Genomic DNA, 19,438 nt, shown 5'->3' with positions numbered 1-19,438 from the left:
TTGGACCGCCCTAGGTTTCAGGCGCGACCGAGTTTCACTTGCGCGCCTTGCGTATCGACGCCTGATAGACCAGCGAGGTCCAGCTGTTGCTCGAGGCGAGGTGGCAGTAGAGCATTCCCAGCGCGCCCGATTTCCTGAGGTCGAGGAAGGCCTCGTCGCTCAATTTGTTGAGGGCGGCCTCGTCGATCACCTGGAAATCGGTGAGGTTGAGCACCTCGCCGCCCTCCAGCGTCACCTTGCTCTGGCGCGGCGCGAACAGGCCGTGCGCTTCGATTTTCTCGATCATCGCCCGAGTCGCGTTGAAGTCGGTCTGGAACTGGTTGCAGAAGGCCAAAGCCTGCCTGGTCGCCTCGGTCGGCTCGGTGCCGTTGAAGAAGGGCGCGATCTTGCCGCCATCCTCGCGGAACGGCGCCAGCAACTGGTCGACGATGCGCTCGCTGGCGCGGTCGATGCATAGCGTCAGCCGGCCGGCCGTCTTGCTGTCGTCGGCGAGGATGAAGGGATAGCGCCGCACATAGGCCGGAATGTAGTGCGGCTCGCTCCAGCGGCCGTCGGCATCGACGAACAGGTTCTCGTCCTGGCGCACACCGGTGATGATCACCGGCGCCTTGGCGGCGCCGATGAAGACGATCGGGTAGGATCGCATCGCCGCCGGCATTTCCGACGCCGCCACGGGAATTGCGTGCGCGGAGCGGGCGAAGGAGAAGTCGGCGCGCGCCGCCAGGCCGAGCGAGCCGTGCCGTATCGGATTGAGCGCCTCGGGCTTCGAATAGAACAGCGGTAGCCCAATGTCGGCCGCGGCCGGTGCCGTCTGCGTCTTGGCGTCAGTCATTATCGGTATCCTCCAGGCGTCTCGCGCCAATTCGGTTTAGAGCAACTCCAGGAAAAGTGTGAAACGGTTTTCCGTCCGGGATTGCGGCAAGCCAAGAAATAGAACGGCTCAACGTTTCCGCGAAACGATGAACCGCTCCGGTTACCCGCAAGCCCGTGACCATTCCGGTCTCGCTCGCCGGCTTCACCGTCGCGATCGACAAGCTCGCAGCCGTCAAGTGATGCGGTCGCGATCGGTCGCCGCGCGCCTACCCTTGCCTCGGATGTCCCTGGCTGAGCGCAGCATGCCGACTGAAAGCCGACAGGCAGAACGGCGCCTTGACGAGCCGCCCGAACATCGGCACCCTCGATCGCCTGTTCAGTGCTCCCTGAACCCGCGATTGAGCGAGTCGCGGACCGGCGCCAGCATATAGTCGAGCAGGGTATGCTCGCCGGTCAGGATCATGACTTCCGCCGGCATGCCAGGCGACAGATGGATGTCATGCAGCTGTCCGAGGTCGGCGACGTCGACCTTGACCTTGGCGAGGAAATAGGGCTCGCCGGTCCTCTCATCCGTCAGCCGGTCGGCCGAGACAGAGGTGAGCAGGCCGTGGATCTGCGGCAGATGCCTGGTCGGATAGGCCGACAGCACCACGCGTGCCGGCATGTCCGGATGCACCATGTCGATATCGGCCGGTTTGATACGTGAATCGATGACCAGATTGGGCTCGTTGGGTACGATATCGAGAAGCGGCTGGCCGCCGGAAATCACGCCGGATTCAGTCCTGACACGCAGGTTCATGACGGTTCCGGAAATCGGCGCGACGATATCGGTCCTGGCCAGCACATCCTGGCGTGAGGGCAAAAGGCTGCGCAGTTCGGCGAGGTCGCCGCGCACCTTGGCAAGATCTACATTGGCTCTCTCGCTGTCCTGCTGGCGCAGATTGAGCAACTGCAGCTTGGTCTCGCCGATCTGCTGGTCGTTGCCCGCGACCTGCGACCGGTTCGATGCCTGGTTCGCCCGGATATCGGCCTGGGCGCGCTGCAGCGCCAGTATCCGCGGCAGGCGCTCCAGCCCCTGTTTGTACATTGCCTGCGCCGAAACGATCTCCTGGTCGATCAAGCCGAGCTGCTCGGCCTGGGCGGCGATCACGTCCCTCCATCCCGTGCTCTGTTCTTCAATCTGTGCTATGCGCTTGCTGAGGATCTGCTCGCGCCCCTCCCGGGTCGCAAGGCGGCTGTCGAGCAACGCCTGCTCCTCGACCACCACCTTCCGCGCCGTCTCGCTGTCGATCGACGTCAGCTCCCTGGGAAAGCTGATCCGGTCTTGTCCGGCAAGCTCGGCGACCAGGCGCGCCTCGGTCGCCAGCAAGCGGATGTAGCGCCCCTGCAACTCGTCATAGCGCCCTTGAGCATCGGTCGTCTTCATGCTGATCAGGATCTGGCCGGCGCTGACCTTGTCGCCCTCGCGCACATGGATTGTCCCGATGATGCCGCCCTCCAGGTGCTGGACGGTCTTGCGGTAGCCTTCGGGGCTGACGACGCCATTGGCGACCACGGCGCTCGCTAGCAGCGCCATACTCGACCACGCCGCGGTACCGCCGACAAAGACGATCGCCGAGACGTAGCCCAGCATGCGCGCTGGCCGCGTGCGGCGGTTAAGGTCGCGCCTGCCGGCGCGGAACGCAGGCGACCGCCGCCGGACGAGCCAGGCGAGCAGCAGCAGAGGCAGCGCGCTCGCGGCCGCCGCCGCGGCGATCTTCATCGGCTGGTCCAGCTCTTCGAACCAACTCGGTGTCGCGGCTGCCAGATCTGTGGCAGCACCGACCAGCCTGTTCATTTCGTCGCGCAGGCTGGCCAGCAGCAGGTCCAGCATTTTCGACAGGTCGCCAAATCGATTGTCCATGGCTCACTCCGCCGCCTTCAGCGTTGCCGGTGCATTGGCGTGGCTCTTGTCTCGTCTGGGCATCGGCACGGTAATCCGTCTGGCCTGGCCGCCCAGCGCGCCGAGCACCTCGTCCCGCGTGCCGAACATCTTGACGGCGCCATCGAGCATGAAAACGACATGGTTCGCCGAGCGCAAAAGGTTCATCTGGTGGCTGACGAGAATGACGGTGCAGCCTCGTTCCTTCAAAAGGCGAAGGACATTGAACAGCGCCATTTCGCCGTCCGCGTCGAGGCCGGTGTTCGGTTCGTCGAGCACGATGAGCGCGGGATTGCCGAACAGGGCGCGGGCGAGGGCGATGCGCTGACGCTGCCCGCGCGAGATCCGTGCCCCATGCGGCCCTACCTCGGTTTGATAACCGTTCGGCAACCGCAATATCATCTCGTGGATACCCGCAAGTTGCGCCGCGGCGACAACTGCCGCGCTGTCGACATCGCGCAAGCGCCCGATGTTCTCGGCGATCGTTCCCGGAAACAGCTCAACCTGCTGTGGCACGTAGCCGATGTGCATCCCCAATTGATCCGGCGGCCAGCTTGCGACCTCCGCACTATCCAGCCTCACATGGCCGAGCGACGGGCGCAGCGTCCCCACTATCAGGCGGCAGAGCGTGGTCTTGCCGGAGCCCGACGGTCCGATCACGCCGCAGGTCTCGCCGACCACCACATCGAAGGACACTTTGTTGATCAGTGTCTGCTGTGTTCCCGGCGCATAGTAGTATGCGTCCTCGAGCTTCAGGCGCCCTTGCGGGCGCGGCAAGGTTACGCCGCCGCTCTGCCGGGACCCGGTGTCGGCGAAGAGGCGCATGAGGTTGCGACGCGCGGTGCGGGCAGTGACCAGGCTGCGCCAGGCTCCGATCGAGCGTTCTATCGGCGCGAGCGCGCGGCTGAGCAGGATCGATGCCGCGATCATCGATCCGGCCGTCAGTTCGCCACGCAGGACAAAATACGCGCCGAGCCCCAGCACGGCCACTTGAAGGGCCAGACGCAGCGAGCGCGACAGGCTGGCGATGCTGGTTGTGCGACTGAGAAGCTGCGCTTGGATGGTCATCAACGACTGCTGTTTTTCTTCCCAGCGCTGCAGCGCCGGCTCTGACATGCCGAGCGAGCGGAGCGTCTCGGCGCCATCGACGTATTGACTGGCCGCGGCCTGATTGCGGCGCAGACCCAGCGACGCTTCCTGGCCCTTGCGGCGCGTGAGAAAGTCGTTGGCCAGCGCGCCACAGAACAAAAGCACCGCCCCGGCTATTCCGACCAGGCCCAATGCCGGGTGCAGGAGCCACATGAACGCCAGGAAGACGGGCGTCCAGGGCGCGTCGAGAAAGGTCAGCATGCCGTCAGCGGCAACGAAGCCCCGCAAGTCGGCCACATCCTTCAGGCCGGCCTCGAGGCTGCTGCCCGCAAGGCGAGCTTCCATGGCTCGTTCGATCACCGGAACGCTGAGTTGGTCATCGAGCCATTGGCTGATATGCCCGAGGATCATGCGTCGGGCCTGTTCCAGCATACCATAGACGGCGATCGCGGCGATCACCGCCAGGGTGAGCCACATCAGCGTATCGATCGAGCCGCTCGACAGGACCCTGTCGTAGATCTGCAGCATGTAGACTGTGCTGGCGAGCAGGAGGAGGTTGGCGAGCAGGCTGAAAAGGAGGAGGGCGGGCACCTGGCGCCGCGCCAGATGCATCACCTCCTGGAACTGCGGTCTTGGCTGCATCACGGATACCCCCGTTTCGATGCCTTTGGGCCAGTGCCCGGCCGGGCGTCAGGGGATGGCGCCCGGCCGGATCGAGTCAAGCTATGACGACGCCGTCGACGTGGTTGTCGTCGAAGATGCCGGTCCCGTCGATGCCAATGGAGAAGCTGTCGCTTGCCGTGTCGCCGTCGAAATCGGCGATCTGCACGGTGAAGTCGAGCTTCTCGTCGGGTGCCGGCTGCGCCTGGCTGAGGCCGAACCCGCCGATATCGAAGGTGTTGTTGTCGTTGCCGGAAACGCCATCGGCGTTGCTGACGTTTTCGATCAGCACGCGGTCATGGGTTCCGCTCGTCGTCCACTGCACCTTGTCGCCGGTGCTCAGGCCCTTGATCGTCCAGGTGCCGTCGCCGTTGTCCGTGACGGTCGGAAGAAATTGCGTATTGCCTGTCTTGACGATGTTGTCGACGACCGAGACCGAGGTGATGGTGACGGCCGTGTCGCCGGTGAGCCCGTTGACGAAATTCACCCCCGGTTCAGCGGCGGTGTTGAGGGCCGAGATCTTGACGCTGACGGGTCCGACGCCCGGATTGGTCTGGTTGACGGTGAAGGATGCCGAACTCGTATTGAACACGTTCGTGAACGCGATGTTGGCTTCGACGTCGGCCTCGTTCTGGTCCAGATTTGGCACCAGGAAGTTCGTGTTCGCGCCCGTGACATAGGTGATGAACGCCCCCTCACCGGGGTTGATCTGGTTGCCGTTGACGCCGAATGAGGTGGTGCTGCCGGCCTGGCTGATATTAAGCACATCCTTGGTTGTGATGTTGCCGCCGGCGGATTGATCGAGCGGGTCCTTCCCGATCACCACGATCTGGGTGGAGGCCGGATTGCCGAACATCATGAACAGGTTGCTGCCGGAGGGTGCCCCGGCGAAGCTGAAATTCACCTCCGCGGGCGGAGGATTCTCGAGAACATCGAAGGTGTAGTTGCCGCCCGACAGGGTCAGCTTGAAGAAATCGATGTCTCCGGCGTTGTGTGTGCCGCTACTATCAACATCCTTGAAGTAGGTAGCGACGGTGTTGCTGTTCGTAAGGTCCCTGAGCAGTGTTACCTGCGAGGATGTGCCGTCCAATATCGTCACGGTCGCTGGGGAGCTCGTGATGCTATAGGTTGCCGGTTCATCCGCCCCGACCACCCCGCTGAGCGTGTTGGTCTTGCTGCTGCCGGAAGCGAAGTCCACCAGCCCGTCGCTGATAAGCCCGATGGTCGGCACGTCGTTCTCGATCGTGACCGACGCTCCGGCGTCGATCACCACGCTGTCGCCGTCAAAGTCGGTCGCTGCGAACACCGACGCCAAGCTCAGCGCGATCGTCTCCGCGTCGCCCCCGCCGGTCGCCAGCGGCGTGTGGTCGATCTGATCGAGCAGCGTGAAGGTGAATGCGTCGTCGGCCGTGCCCAGCTTCGTGTCAGCACCCGCCGTCTGCACCAGCGTGAACACCGTCCGCCCGTCCGCCACGCCGTTCACGTGCGTTGCATCAACGAAGTCGAACAGGATGCTGGATCCTTTCGAGTCCAGCCCCGTATCCACGTTGTCGATCAACGGATTGAGCGACACCGTCACGGGCTCGTCGGCGCCTGCATTCACCAGGCCCGCAATCTGCGCACCGGTAAACGCCGCCACCGTGGTCGTCGCGTCATTGTCCGTAATGCCCGTCGACAGACCCGTCAGTTCGTCCTCATCAACGTTCACGTTCACCGTGGCCGCGTTGTTCTGCGGCACGTCGTTCTCGATCGTGACCGACGCCCCGGCATCGATCACAACGCTGTCGCCGTCGCCGTCGGTCGCTACGAACACCGAGGCCAAGCTCAGCGCGATCGTCTCCGCGTCGCCCCCGCCGGTCGCCAGCGGCGTGTGGTCGATCTGATCGAGCAGCGTGAAGGTGAATGCGTCGTCGGCCGTGCCCAGCTTCGTGTCAGCACCCGCCGTCTGCACCAGCGTGAACACCGTCCGCCCGTCCGCCACGCCGTTCACGTGCGTTGCATCAACGAAGTCGAACAGGATGCTGGATCCTTTCGAGTCCAGCCCCGTGTCCACGTTGTCGATCAACGGATTGAGCGACACCGTCACCGGTTGGTCGGCGCCTGCATTCACCAGGCCCGCAATCTGCGCACCGGTAAACGCCGCTACCGTGGTCGTCGCGTCGTTGTCCGTAATGCCCGTCGACAGACCCGTCAACTCGTCCTCATCAACGTTTACGTTCACCGTGGCCGCGTTATTAAGCGGTCCGTCGTCCTCGAAGTGGACAGCCGTGCCGACCACGGCGCTCGCGGCGTTGGGGCTGCTCAAGCTGAACCCGCCGATATCGAAGGTGTTGTTGTCGTTGCCGGAAACGCCATCGGCGTTGCTGACGTTTTCGATCAGCACGCGGTCATGGGTTCCGCTCGTCGTCCACTGCACCTTGTCGCCGGTGCTCAGGCCCTTGATCGTCCAGGTGCCGTCGCCGTTGTCCGTGACGGTCGGAAGAAATTGCGTATTGCCTGTCTTGACGATGTTGTCGACGACCGAGACCGAGGTGATGGTGACGGCCGTGTCGCCGGTGAGCCCGTTGACGAAATTCACCCCCGGTTCAGCGGCGGTGTTGAGGGCCGAGATCTTGACGCTGACGGGTCCGACGCCCGGATTGGTCTGGTTGACGGTGAAGGATGCCGAACTCGCATTGACGACGTTCGTGAACGCGATGTTGGCTTCGACGTCGGCCTCGTTCTGGTCCAGATTTGGCACCAGGAAGTTCGTGTTCGCGCCCGTGACATAGGTGATGAACGCCCCCTCACCGGGGTTGATCTGGTTGCCGTTGACGCCGAATGAGGTGGTGCTGCCGGCCTGGCTGATATTAAGCACATCCTTGGTTGTGATGTTGCCGCCGGCGGATTGATCGAGCGGGTCCTTCCCGATCACCACGATCTGGGTGGAGGCCGGATTGCCGAACATCATGAACAGGTTGCTGCCCGAGGGTGCCCCGGCGAAGGCGAAGTTGATCTCCTCACTGACCGAGACCTTGAGATTGCCGTCCAGGTCGATGGAGTCATCGGGGTTGGTGGCGTCCGGATGCTCCAGCGCCTCGTATTGAATGCTCCAGAACTTGCCGCCGCTGGTCGGGCTCCCGGTCTCCTCGAGGTAAACCGCGAAGGCGATGGCGCCTGCTGACGTCTTGCCGAGCACGATGTTGTCGTTCTGCGTGTCCGTGAAAAGAAAGATCTCTTCGCCGTCGTTGGTAAAGAGACCGCTCGAGTCACCGTCGAGCGCGCCGCCGCTAGAATCGGTGAAGGCGATGTTGCCGACCGAGCCCGTGACGCCGCTGATGGAAATGACGTTGCCGTTGCTCACCGCTGCATTAATCGCGGTGGCCGGGTCAGCGCCGAGTGCCGTCAGCCGACTGGAGAACGCAGTCGGCAAGGCGGTGTTGGTATCGTCATTCTGCAAGCCGGCCGTTTCGTCAAGGGTAACGGTCGTGCCGGTGAGCGTTACGGAAAGCGCCATGAGAGCCTCCTAGAGATTATCGTGAAGATTGCTGGGGAACCTGCCGTTCGGCGGTCGCAACGCCGGCGCCGGTAGGGGAGCGCGGAGTTCAGTCCGAGGTTCGTCTCGACACAGGTTCGGAACGAAGCCGGCTGCGAGGAGTCTGCAACATCGGTGTCTGTCAAAGCGTCGTCGACGTTGTCGCCGGTTTGTAGCGCGGTCTTCCGGTCGTTGACGGCCTCGTCGTCGAGAATCGAGGTGATCGACATTGCTGTTCTGCCGAAATGTACCCCCAGGCGAAAGATCGATTCCTGAGGGGCCCCATCCAAAGGAAAGACCGCCCTCTGAATCGCGGCCTTCGAATCCCTGATTGTCCCGCCGATGGCGAGCGCCGGTCTATTCCCGCTTCGATAGTATTATGGTCAATGTCCCTACCTATCGAACGATATCTATCGTTCGGTAAGTCGAGGCGCGAGAAGGGCGGCCTACGGCTATTTTTCCCGCATCGCCCGGCGGAAGTTCTGCGTGATCGGCTCGGCCAGGTAGGAAAGCACGGTGCGAGCACCCGTCCGGATCATCGCCTCGCTCGACATGCCTGGCAAGAGCTTACGGCCCTCCAGCTTGGCGAGCTCATTTCTGTCGATCAAAACGGTCGCGGCGAAATACGGTGCCCCGCTGCGCTCCTCCGTCATGCGGTCAGCCGACACGATCTCCACGACGCCCTCGAGAGGCGGCAGGTTGTAGCGGGCGAAGGCCGGGAAGCTGACGCGCGCGGGCTGCCCGGGGGCGATCGTCTCGACATCCTCGGGTCTGACCATGGCCTCGACCACGAGTTGTTGTCCGAGCGGCACGACTGTCATCAATGTCTCGCCGGGCTTCACGACACCGCCCGCCGTGTGGACCTTCAGGTCCATGACGATGCCGTCGACCGGCGCCGCGATATTGGTGCGGGCCAGCACGTCCCTGGCGGAGCGCTCCTGCTGTCTGAGGTCGAACAGCTCCGCCTCGACCTTGCTCAGCTCATCGACGGCCGCGTTCAGCCGCACTGTGTTGAGGTTCAGGATTTGCATGTCGATCTCGGCCATGGCGCTTCTGGCACGAGCGATTGCTGCGACGTTGGTAGCGCGCTCGCCCTCGATCTCCCGCTGTTGTCGTTTGAGCGACAGGTTCCGCTCGCGGGTGGTCAGCCCCTTCGCCAGCAGGCTCTCCAGGTCCTTGGTCTCACCCTCGATCGCCTCGATCTGCTTGTCCTCGGTGACGATAAGCTGCTGCAGTCCCGTGATCTCTTCCTCGATCTGGTGACGGCGCTGGCTGAGAATTTCCCGCTCGTCCTTCAAATTGTGATGCTTGGCGGCGAACACGTCGCGCTGTGCGGCCACGGCGTCCCTTGCTGCGCTGGCGGGGTTGGCGAGCAACGCGGCATCGAACTCGATCTCGGCCTTGCCGTCGCGCTCGGCCCTGAGACGCGCGGCCAGCGCCTCACGCGTCGCTATCCGGTTCTGGATCAGGTCAAGCTGCGCGGTTGCCTGTGTGTTATCGAGCCGGATGAGCACCTTGCCGGCCTTGACGATATCGCCGTTGGCGGCGTTCAACTCCGCGATGATGCCGCCCTCGAGATGCTGGATGAGCTTGCGGTCGCCGGCGACCTTGATAACGCCCGGTGCCACCGCGGCGCTGTCCAATGGTGCCAGCGCCGCCCAGCCCCCGGCCACGCCGAAGAACAGGAACATGATCGCGAACCCGGTCCATTTCACGCCCGCGAGACGCAGGGGTACCGGTGTCAGCAGGGATGGCGGCGGGACGGGCAGCGGAACGACGTTCATCGATAATTCCTCACTGGGCCGAACATGGTCATCGGTTTGTCGAACTCAACGAGCGCAGGTAACTCACAGCAAAGACTGCAAGACCGGCACGACCTCATTGTGTTCATGCTTCCTTTGCCTCTTGGGTGTCTTGCACGTCTTTGACCACCTTCGGGGTTGCTCTTGGCATCTGGGTCACCCTGCGAGCGCGGTTGGCGAGTTCACCGAAAACGGCGTCACGCGGCCCGAATAGGTCTTGTGCGCCGTGGTTGAGCACCAACACCTTGTCAACCGTTTCCAAGATGCTCGGCCGATGCGAGATCAAGATCAGGGTCGCACCTGCCGCCTTGAGCCTGCCGATGACTGTAGCCAGCGCTTGCTCGCCCTCGTGGTCGAGGTTGGAGTTAGGCTCATCAAGGATAAGGAACGCCGGGTCGCCATAGAGCGCCCGCGCCAGTCCAATGCGCTGGCGTTGCCCCCCGGACAGTGCCGCACCTCCTTCACCGATCTCGGTGGCGTAGCCCTTTGGCAACCCCTTGATCAGTTCGTGGACGCCAGCCAATTCCGCGGCCTTGACCACGTTGTTGAAGACTGCCGGATTGAGCGTCGCGAAGCGGCAGATGTTTTCGGAGACGGTGCCGGCGAAGAGTTCGATATCCTGTGGCAGGTAGCCGACATGTCGACCCCGGTCCTCGGCCGCCCATTCGGCAACGCTCATGCCGTCGAGCAGCGCGCGACCGCTGGTTGGACGCCAAGTGCCGGCCAGCACTCGCGCCAGGCTGGTCTTGCCCGCCGCGCTCGGGCCGACCAACGCCATCGCTTCACCTGCCTTGAGTTGGAAGCTGATGCCTCGCAGGATCGGTTCGCCGCCCTGCCTGGCGAGCATGATGTTCTCGGCCTCAAACTTACCCTTTGGGCGCGGCAACGGCAGCGCCGGTGTGGCCTCCGGCCGCTGACCGGCCATTGCAGCGAGACGCTTGTAAGCAGCCCGTGCCCCGATCGTCGCCTTCCATGTCCCGATCGCCTGTTCAACCGGGGCCAAAGCGCGACCCATCAGGATCGAGGCGGCGATCATGATGCCGGGCGACGCCTCGTTTTTCAGCACCAGGTAGGCGCCGAGGCCGAGCACGGCCATCTGCAGGGCCAGCCGGAATGCGCGCGCCAGGGCCGAGATGGTGCTGGATCGGTTGCTGGCGAGGGATTGTCCTCTGTTTGCCTCGTCCTGCTGGGCCTTCCAGCTCTCGAGCAGGGGATTGAGCATGCCCATGGCCTGGACGACCTCGGCGTTGCGGATCGTCTGCTCAGCCTGTATGTAAGCCCGCGTCTGGGCGACTGCGGCTTCCGCCATTGGCTTGCGGGTCAGGTACTCGGTGAGCAACGCCAGCGCGAACAGCACGATACCGCCGCAGGTTGCCAGCCAGCCCAACCAAGGATGCATGAGGAAGATGGCGCCCAGGAAGAGCGGTGCCCAGGGTGCGTCGAGGATCGGGTAGATGCTCGGGCTGGTGAAGAAATTCCGCACCTGGTCGAGGTCACGCAGCGCACGGGCATTGATCTGACCGGGTGCCGAGGCGGCGTATTCAACCGATGCGCTTAGGAGAACCGGTGCCAGGCGCGCGTTCAGCCACGTGCCGACTTTGGCCAGAAGACGCGCGCGCACCACCTCCAGCCCCGCCATTGTGGCGATCGCCGCGGCTGCCATCAGCGACAGCATCACCAACGTCTCCAGGCTGTGGCTGCCCAACACGCGGTGATAGACCTGGAGCATGTAGAACGCGCCGGTCAGCATCAGAATGTTGATGCCGCCGCTGAACCAGACAAGCGGTCTTATGGCGCGCCTGGCTTCTTTCATCACCGCTTGCAGGGCAGAGGGGCGTGGGGCTTTCATCATCATCATATCTGCCCTGTGTGCAGGGTTGACCCCTTGGTTTGTGCCGGTTTTGCGCAGGGCGCGAGATCGTTTCCACATGGGGATGGGAGGCGGCGTGAACCGCCTCCCCGTGTCGCGGCGTCGGTCAGATGACGTCGACCAAGATTTGGTTGGTGCCGGTCACGTCACCGTCGGCATCATGAATAACCACGTCGAACGCAAGGTGCGCGTCCGGGGTCACGGTCTGGGTCGCTGTGAAAGCGATGTCCGTGATCTTGAGGACATCGTTGTCCGTCGCATCCCAGTTCTGCAGTGCGATGGTCGTGCTGCCCCCGTTTGCACCGACTCCCTTTTGCAGGTCGATCGCCGTCGGTGTCTCTACGAACGCACCACCCGGTACAGTGTCGGGGCCCGTCAGACCGTTGCCGGACTGCATGATCTGGACACCCTGGAGCACCCAGTTCTCGCCGGCCGCGTTATAGTCGTTCCGCTCGACGATCACGAGACCGTCGTTGTTGTCGAGCGAGAACTCGTTGGTATACGGAGAGGGTACGCCACCCGGAGTGCTAGCCTTGTAGATGTCCTGGTTCTGCACGTACATCGCCTTCGTGGTGAAAGTGTCTGCCGCAGTGCCGGAACCCCCAAAGGCTCCGTCTGAACCGAGGTTGACGAGGTTAAGGACCAGCATCAGGTCCTCGGAGTTGCCGATACCGTCGAACTCGATGGCCATATCGTTGGCCGTCTGGGTCGGGGCGGTGTGGCCGTCGTCGGTCGCGATGCCCGGCGAGAGTTCGAAGAATCGGAGGGTAAGCGCTTCGCCCTTCTGGATCGTGTCGCCGGCAACACCGTTCGTGCTCTGGGTTGCGGAAACCCAGTCCTCGAAGTTGCTGGTGACTTGCTGGCCGGCGTTGAAAAAAGTATCGCCGGCGATCGGGCTACCGTCACCCGTCCCGTTGAACCCAAAGGGGCTCCCGCTGGGGTTTGAGTTGCCGGTGAACTGCACGAAGAAATCCTTGTCGGTCTGTTCGGGTGTCGCCGACGCATCGAAAAGTTTCTCGACCACGACGTTCGGATGGCCCGTGTTGCCGATGGGCTCCTTGGAAAGCAACTCCGAGGTGTGGAGTAGGTCCTTCGTGAAGCCATCCGCCGTATCGCTCAACGTGATGGTGTAGGTGTCGGCAGTCTTGTTGAAGCTAAGCGTACCGGCGATCGTCCCCGGCTGAACGCCAGCCAGGTCCGGGTTAGCGTCGTAAGTGGCAGCCCAGTTGAACGTCGCTGAGGTGGCAGTTTCCGACCCGGCCACGAGCGTAACGCTCGAGGTTGCGAATGCGGTCGGAGTGTTCGGTACCAGGCCGGTGACGTTGCCGGACAGCGATATGCTCGCGAAATCCGAGTGCGTGGCGTCGTAGGTCGCGAACTTGTCGTTCCCGATGTCGAAACCGAAGTCGCCAGATGCCGACTGGTTCGGGTTCGTCAGCACGTTGCTCAGGGTCTCGTGGTCACCAAGAGCCCCGCCGGGAACACCGTCGAACGCCTTCGTGATCGTCGGCCCATCGTCCGTGAAGACGAAGCTCGTGCCGATATCCTTGGTGGCCACAGCCGTGTCGCCGTCGCCGTCGGTGATGGTCGCCGTCAGCTGGATAAGGCTGGCGCTGGCCAATGTCCTGGTGTCGTTAGGATCGGCAGCGTTCGCGTGAATCACCGCACGGGACTGGTTGAATGTCACGAGACCGTCAGCGTCGATGCTGATCCGGAACACTTCGATTCCGCCGGTGATTGTGCCGAGGACGACACCGTTAGCATCGACCGAAAGGCCGACTGACAGACCGGTGAGAGTGTCAGTCAAACCGGATGCGCCGGATGCGGCCAGAGCGTATGTGATCTCGACAGGGCTTGCCGCACCGTCAGCACCACTACTATGCGGCGTGAAGATGCCGGCAAAGCTCGTCGGACCGTCGTCGGTACCGAAGTTGGTTTCGTCCACCGTGAGCGTCGGCGGAGTGCCGTTTGCCGAGATGCTCGGGCCGTCGTCCTTGAAGAAGAGATTATCGCCGATGTCCAGGGTGGCGAAATCATCATCCCCGTCAGCGTCCTCGCTGTGCGCGGTGAGCGTGACGAGGGTCGCCGCCAGCGAGATAGCTTCGTCGTAGCTGCCGGGCGGGACGGTCCCGTTACCCGGAACGTTGTGAACCATCGCCAAGCTCTGGGTGAGCGTCACGACGGCAGTCGTGGTGTTGACGCTGACCGTGAACGCGATAGCACCGTTCGCGTCAGCAAGACCACCGTCTCCGACACGACCGGTAATGCTACCGTCAAGCTCTTTGTACAGGAAAATGTGTTCCTGCGATGCCGTGTCGACAAACCCGCTGTCTGTGGCGTCCGCGGGGATGCCGAGCGCGAAGGTGAGTGCGCCCGCGCCGTCAGTCCCGAAGCTGTTCGGGAAGTTGGCGAGGAAGTTGCCGGTTGTGGTAGCACCGGCACCGCCAAGGAACGACTCGTCCACGGTGAGGTCCGGGCCGGCCCCGTTGGTGTTGACGTCCGGGCCGTCATCGTCGACGTTGATGTCGTCGCCGATGGGCGTGTCAGTGTGGGACAACGCGCGGACCTTCAGGATGTCGCTGAAGTCCACCCGGTCGTCAGGGTCGAGACCGCTCGGGTGGGCGATTGCCTCGAAGGTAACCATCTGCACAGTGGCCGACAAGTTGTCGGCGTCGGCGGGGATGATGTAGAAAGCCGCGACGATGGGACCACCTACCCCTGCGGTCGCCAGCACTGATTTCCCGTCTGCCGACGTGGTGAGGAGGATATCCTGGCCGCCGACGGTGTCGAGACCGGAATTCGCGTTGGTAAGCGGAGCGAATATCAGACTGTCAACGACTTCGTTGGCTCCCGCCGTCACCTGGATGAGGTCAGACTGGCTTGCTGCCTCAGCGGAGTCGGCGAATGCCTTCTGCGCGTCCGACAGCGTGAGACCGTTGAGAAAGGCGAGAAAAGCAGCATCGAGACTGCCGGAAATGTCGCCCCCGGCGTCGACAGAGATAGCGACATCGTCGCCGTCCGGATCATTGAATTGTACGCCGGCTGTTTGGTCGTTGACCAGCGTGCCGTTTATATTGATGGTAGCCATGATATTCATCCTTTCCGGATGGTTGACTGATTCCACAAGTCGTATTCACCGCGGCAGCAGTTATGCGCACGGCTCGGACACACGCGGAGTCCACGTTTACTGGTTTTGGAAAGACGCCCCTATGCCCCTATTTAAGGAAGATCGCGCATTGAATTGCGGCCTTCTTAGCTTGATTGTGTCGCCGTTGCAGAGGGTGCGTCCATTCGCGCTTAGATAGTATTTCGGTGAATACCCGTCCTGATCGAACGATATATATCCTTCGATAGCGTGGGCTGCCGCAGGCCTTGCGCCTGCTGTCGCAATCAGGGAACGGAGGGTATTCGCAACACCGAGACCGCTGCCGGGATCAGGTCCCGGCCGATCAGATCAGGTCCGACCCGGGATGGGCGGTGTCCTTGCCATGCGCCGCCCAGGCCAGTTCCGACCGGCTGCCGAGGTTGAGCTTGGTGTAGACGTGGTGAAGGTGCATCTTCACCGTGCCTTCGGACACATGCAGCCGCTGGGCGATGGTCTTGTTGCGCAAGCCGCGCGAGACGAGATCGGCGATTTCGCTCTCGCGCCCCGTGAGCCTGGACGTGGGCTGGGATTGCGGCCGCGGCATCAGCAGGTGCTGGACGATCTTGTTGTCGATCCATTTCTTGCCGCTCGCCACCGCGTTCACGCATTCGACGAGGAAGCGGTTGCTGATGCCGTCGAGCACCAGCCCGTCAACGTCGAGCGCCTGGATCTCCTTGACGCCGAGACCGCCGTTTGGCTGCAGGATGAAGATGACGCCGAGGGCGCGGTGGGCGGCTCTCAGTCGGGAGGAAAGACCGGCCGTCTGCGGGTCCGCTAAATCCAGGCCGATGATGGCAATATCAGGCCGCTGGCGTTCCACATGCGGAAGAACGTCAACCACGCGGTGGCACTCGGCGACAACATCGTGCCCGGCCTTCCGCAACACCCACTCCAGACCTGCGAGATACACCCCCGCGGGTCCGCCACAACCACCGTCGACATGCGAACACCGTCCGTAAAATACGCAACGAACTTTGCCTAAATCCCTGAAAAGAATGAAACCAGAGGTTAAGCGTATTGTCAAGAAACCTCTAATATAGTTCCGGCTATAACCGCGACCTGCGGCCTATGCAAAGCAGCGCCGGCTTGCCAAGGGGGGCCCGCGGGCATCGCCGAACTGTCGCAACGGCGCCCGCGTGCCTTTTCAGCGCTGGAATCGAAGCCCGGTGATCAGTAGCCGACCGTGAAGCGCTGCCGGATATGCCTGGGCGTCTCGATCTCGCCGGCCATCACGATGGCGTAGTCCTCGAAGGAGATGCTGCTGCCGTTGTCGGAGGAAAGCAGCGCATCCTTGCCGAGGCGGAACGTGCCGGTGCGCTCGCCGGCGATGAACAGGGCCGACGGCGACAGGAAGGTCCAGTCGAGATCGCTGATCGTCCGCAGCGTGTCGAGGAAATCGGCGCCCTTCTGCGCCTCGGTCTTGTAGATAGCCGGGAATTCCGGCGCGTCGACAAGGCGCTTGCCGGGAGCGACCTCGAGGCTGCCGGCGCCGCCGACGACGAGGTAGCGCTTGACGCCCGAAGCGCGCACGGCGGCAATCAGCGTGTCGGGATCGCTGGCGGTGAAATGCACCGAGCTCACCACCGCGTCATGCCCCTCGATCAACTCGGCGAGGCCTTCCTTGTCGAAGACGTCGCCCTTCCTGGCGGTGACGCCCGGAAGCTTCGCGATCTTGTCCGGGTTGCGGGCGATTGCCGTGATGGCGTGGCCACGGTCGGAGAGTTCTTTCAGGATGCGCGAGCCGGCCTGGCCGGAGGCGCCGATAAGGGCGATCTTCATGGCATTTCCTTTCTGCTTGGGGGACTGCTGTGCTGGGTCAAGCCGCCTGGATATGGGCGACGAGATTGTCGTAGCTGCCGAAGAGCGCGCTGGCGCCGATGAGGCGCGGCGCCTCTTTACGGATCACGGCGAGCGCGGGAACGCCATCGGCGCGCAGGCGCTGGAATAGCGCGCGGCCGCGGCTGACCAGATCGTGATGCGCCGCCAGCAGCTTCGGCGTGGGCGCCTTCAGCATGCCCGCCGCGTCCGCCATGCCGGCGTCCGTCAGGACAGCAGCGACGCCGTCCACCGTGACGATATCGCGGCCACCGACATAGCGGGCATGCTGAATCGCCTTCAGCGCCGCAAGTCGCAGGCGCGGGTCGTCGAGGCCGGCGGCAACGATGCCGAGGGTGGCAGTGCCGGAATCGAGCAAGGTGCCGCGGACGTTCAGCACGTTGTCGACATAAGCCTGGCTGAAGACCTGCCCGCTCAGCCGCTCGATGCGCTGGTCGTTCGCCCAGGCATGGGCGGCAAAGCCTGCATCCAGCGGTCGCGCGCCGGCGCCTGAGAAGAGACCGGTCGGCAGCAACTCGAGCACCACGCCACTCTTTTCCAGCCTGTCCAGCATCGGCGTCGCGCCGTAGCACCAGCCGCAGAGCGGGTCGAAAAGATAGGTCAGCGTTGCATTGCTCATGGCCGTCTTGTCCGGATGTCTGTCTCTCGGACCTAGATGGCAGCTGGGCCGGTTGCAAAAAATAGTGATCAATCATACAGACTGTCTGATCAAATCAGACAATGGCTCGCCGATGGCCGAACTTCTGAACCTCAACCGGCTTGTCTATTTCACCACGGTGATCGAGACCGGGTCGTTCACGGCGGCCGCCGACCGGCTCGATGTCGCCAAGGCGGTGGTCAGCCATCAGGTCAGCAGGCTCGAGCAGGAACTCGGCGCTACGCTGCTGCGGCGCACGACGCGGCGCGTCACGCCGACGGAGGAGGGGCGTCTGTTCTACGACCGCGCCGCCATCATCCTGCGTGAAGCGGAAGCCGCCTATGGCGACATCGCGCGAAGCGCCGACAAGCCGACCGGGATGCTGCGGTTGACGGCGCCGCTCGACTATGGCGAGAAGATCGTGGCGCCGACCATCGCCGCCTATCTGAGGAAATATCCGAGGATGCGGGTCGAGACGATCTTCGACGACGCGGTGAGCAACCTCGTCGACGAGCAGATCGACCTCGGCATCCGGGTCGGCTGGCTGGCCGATTCCAGCAATCTGGCGCGGCGTCTCGGAACCTTCCGGCAGGTTGTCGTCGCAAGCCCGGAGCTCGCGGCCAGGCTGCCGCCGAATGTGGGCCCCCTGCAGTCAAGATCGCTGCCCTGGGTCGGCAATGCCCAGTTGCGCGGCGTCGGCCAATGGCTGTTCTCTAAAGACGACGAAACTGTGCTGGCCGAACTCAACCCGGTCGTCAGCTGCGACAAGAGCCCCGCCGTCCATGCCTGCGTGCATGCCGGCATCGGGCTTGGCATCTTTCCGGACTACAGCGTCGCCGACGACATTGCCAAGGGGCGGCTGGTGCAGGTGTTCGCCAACTGGACCTTGCCCGCCGGCGGCATCCATGCCGTCTTTCCGCCGGCGCGCTTCAGGCCGGCAAAGGTGCGTGCCTTCGTCGATATTCTGGCGGCGGCGGAAAAAAGGCGGTCACGCGGCTCCGGCTCTTGAGAAGCAGACGTCGTCATTTCGTTTGATGGCAAGCCGCATCGAGCGAATAGGTCGCCTTGGCGGCCATCAAAAGAAACCGCCGCCTGTTCTCGCCAATTCGTGTTCTTCTACTAGAGAATCAGAGTTGACGATGATTGCCTTTATCACGCAACTTCAGTCGCAATTTCACAGGTCATTTCCAGCATTCTGATGTAGGGAGGGATACTATGAAACGCAGTAATGCCCTTGCACTAAGGTTATTCGCGACAAGGGCAAAGCTCTTGGACGCGATCGAAAGCGAACAAGAGGCGCGAGCCAGACGCCACCAGGAAAGAGTAATGGCCTTCGAAGCGAGGGCGTCAACGGCAATTTCCAGCGGAAAGGCAGCGCTGGTCGTCCCTTTGATGCTTTTGGCAAACGGTGATTCCTGGTTCAATTATCCATTGGTCGACAATGGCCCTCTTTGCCGAGACACGGACATCATCGTCAAACTTGGCAAGATAGGGAGGCCGAAGCCGTTCATCCTGTCGGTCGCACATTGGGGGGATACGTCGGTCGATGAGCTGGCGCTCCCGAAACAGAAACGCATGAAGGAACAATTGCAAAACAAAGCGAACTGGGGAGCCCGAGGAAAGCCGGATGCGATCCTGATCTCCGCCGGAGGCAACGACATAGCCGGCGATCAATTCTGCATATTCATCAATGATGTGCAGGCGGGAAGGCCGCTGAACAGGGCACGTCTTCAAGAAGCGCTGGGCATGATCGAAGCTTCCTACCAGGAGCTTTTCGACTTTCGCAACAAATACGCCCATGGTGTCCCGATCTACGGGCATTGTTACGACTTTGCCGTTCCGGACGGCAGCTCTCCCCCATTTCCCGGTGTCGGGCCCTGGCTCAAACCGAGTTTTGACTTCAGCGGGCAAACCAGTATGGCTGCAAACAAGCAGGCTGTGGCCGACGCATTGAAACTTCTCAAGACACTGTTGACCAAATTGGCGAGCAAGGCCTCGAACAGATTTCATTTGATCGATACGCAGGGAACAATCACGCGCCCAAGCGAGTGGGCCAACGAACTTCACCCGACCGAGGCTACCTTCGAAAAATTCGCCGATGTCTTTCGAAGGCGCCTCGCCGCTGACTTCCCTGGCAGAATCTAGTCAGGA

The 19,438-nt window shown here is 62.7% G+C and carries 13 protein-coding genes; 2 read left to right on the top strand and 11 right to left on the bottom strand.

Translation table 11 applies throughout. The features are described 5' to 3' along the window. Positions 1 to 34 precede the first annotated feature (34 nt). The 11 genes from EJ073_RS13345 to EJ073_RS13290 form a co-directional block, all read right to left on the bottom strand. On the bottom strand, positions 35 to 832 hold the full coding sequence (locus EJ073_RS13345; protein ID WP_126056147.1) for a SapC family protein: 798 nt from the start codon (positions 830 to 832) through the stop codon (positions 35 to 37). Between the two features lie 357 nt (positions 833 to 1,189). Further along, the gene (locus EJ073_RS13335; RefSeq protein ID WP_126056146.1) at positions 1,190 to 2,716 is read right to left on the bottom strand and encodes an HlyD family type I secretion periplasmic adaptor subunit; all 1,527 of its coding nucleotides are present in this window, start codon (positions 2,714 to 2,716) and stop codon (positions 1,190 to 1,192) included. A 3-nt stretch (positions 2,717 to 2,719) separates the two neighbouring features. Then, the gene (locus tag EJ073_RS13330) at positions 2,720 to 4,465 is read right to left on the bottom strand and encodes a type I secretion system permease/ATPase (RefSeq protein ID WP_245455563.1); all 1,746 of its coding nucleotides are present in this window, start codon (positions 4,463 to 4,465) and stop codon (positions 2,720 to 2,722) included. 76 nt (positions 4,466 to 4,541) lie between these two features. Continuing rightward, positions 4,542 to 7,979, bottom strand: coding sequence for a hypothetical protein (locus EJ073_RS13325; protein ID WP_126056145.1), 3,438 nt, complete (start codon positions 7,977 to 7,979; stop codon positions 4,542 to 4,544). Continuing rightward, on the bottom strand, positions 7,964 to 8,227 hold the full coding sequence (locus EJ073_RS13320) for a hypothetical protein (RefSeq protein WP_126056144.1): 264 nt from the start codon (positions 8,225 to 8,227) through the stop codon (positions 7,964 to 7,966). The genes EJ073_RS13325 and EJ073_RS13320 overlap by 16 nt, the downstream gene beginning before the upstream one ends. A 222-nt stretch (positions 8,228 to 8,449) precedes the next feature. Then, complete coding sequence (locus EJ073_RS13315; RefSeq protein WP_126056143.1) at positions 8,450 to 9,781, bottom strand: HlyD family type I secretion periplasmic adaptor subunit; 1,332 nt, start codon at positions 9,779 to 9,781, stop codon at positions 8,450 to 8,452. 103 nt (positions 9,782 to 9,884) lie between these two features. Continuing rightward, the gene (locus tag EJ073_RS13310; protein WP_126059206.1) at positions 9,885 to 11,651 is read right to left on the bottom strand and encodes a type I secretion system permease/ATPase; all 1,767 of its coding nucleotides are present in this window, start codon (positions 11,649 to 11,651) and stop codon (positions 9,885 to 9,887) included. A 124-nt stretch (positions 11,652 to 11,775) separates the two neighbouring features. Beyond that, positions 11,776 to 14,757: a DUF5801 repeats-in-toxin domain-containing protein gene (locus EJ073_RS13305; protein WP_126056142.1), complete on the bottom strand. Its 2,982-nt coding sequence runs from the start codon at positions 14,755 to 14,757 to the stop codon at positions 11,776 to 11,778. Between the two features lie 361 nt (positions 14,758 to 15,118). Next, positions 15,119 to 15,655, bottom strand: a complete 537-nt coding sequence (locus tag EJ073_RS13300; RefSeq protein ID WP_245455562.1) for a response regulator transcription factor — start codon at positions 15,653 to 15,655, stop codon at positions 15,119 to 15,121. A gap of 329 nt (positions 15,656 to 15,984) precedes the next feature. Continuing rightward, positions 15,985 to 16,593 carry an NAD(P)-dependent oxidoreductase gene (locus tag EJ073_RS13295; RefSeq protein WP_126056141.1) on the bottom strand — a complete coding sequence of 203 codons (609 nt, stop codon included), beginning with the start codon at positions 16,591 to 16,593 and terminating at the stop codon, positions 15,985 to 15,987. Positions 16,594 to 16,630: 37 nt separating this feature from the next. Further along, on the bottom strand, positions 16,631 to 17,269 hold the full coding sequence (locus EJ073_RS13290; RefSeq protein WP_126056140.1) for a DsbA family protein: 639 nt from the start codon (positions 17,267 to 17,269) through the stop codon (positions 16,631 to 16,633). A 112-nt stretch (positions 17,270 to 17,381) separates the two neighbouring features. Between EJ073_RS13290 and EJ073_RS13285 the strand changes: the two genes are divergently transcribed. Both EJ073_RS13285 and EJ073_RS13280 read left to right on the top strand, forming a co-directional pair. After that, complete coding sequence (locus EJ073_RS13285) at positions 17,382 to 18,296, top strand: LysR family transcriptional regulator (RefSeq protein WP_126056139.1); 915 nt, start codon at positions 17,382 to 17,384, stop codon at positions 18,294 to 18,296. 317 nt (positions 18,297 to 18,613) lie between these two features. Beyond that, positions 18,614 to 19,432: an SGNH/GDSL hydrolase family protein gene (locus tag EJ073_RS13280; RefSeq protein ID WP_126056138.1), complete on the top strand. Its 819-nt coding sequence runs from the start codon at positions 18,614 to 18,616 to the stop codon at positions 19,430 to 19,432. Positions 19,433 to 19,438 lie beyond the last annotated feature (6 nt).

Origin of the sequence: Mesorhizobium sp. M4B.F.Ca.ET.058.02.1.1 (assembly GCF_003952505.1) — a bacterium.
Lineage (GTDB): Bacteria > Pseudomonadota > Alphaproteobacteria > Rhizobiales > Rhizobiaceae > Mesorhizobium.
The sequence above is the reverse complement of the archived record's forward strand: the minus strand, read 5'-3'. Positions and strand labels throughout refer to the sequence as shown.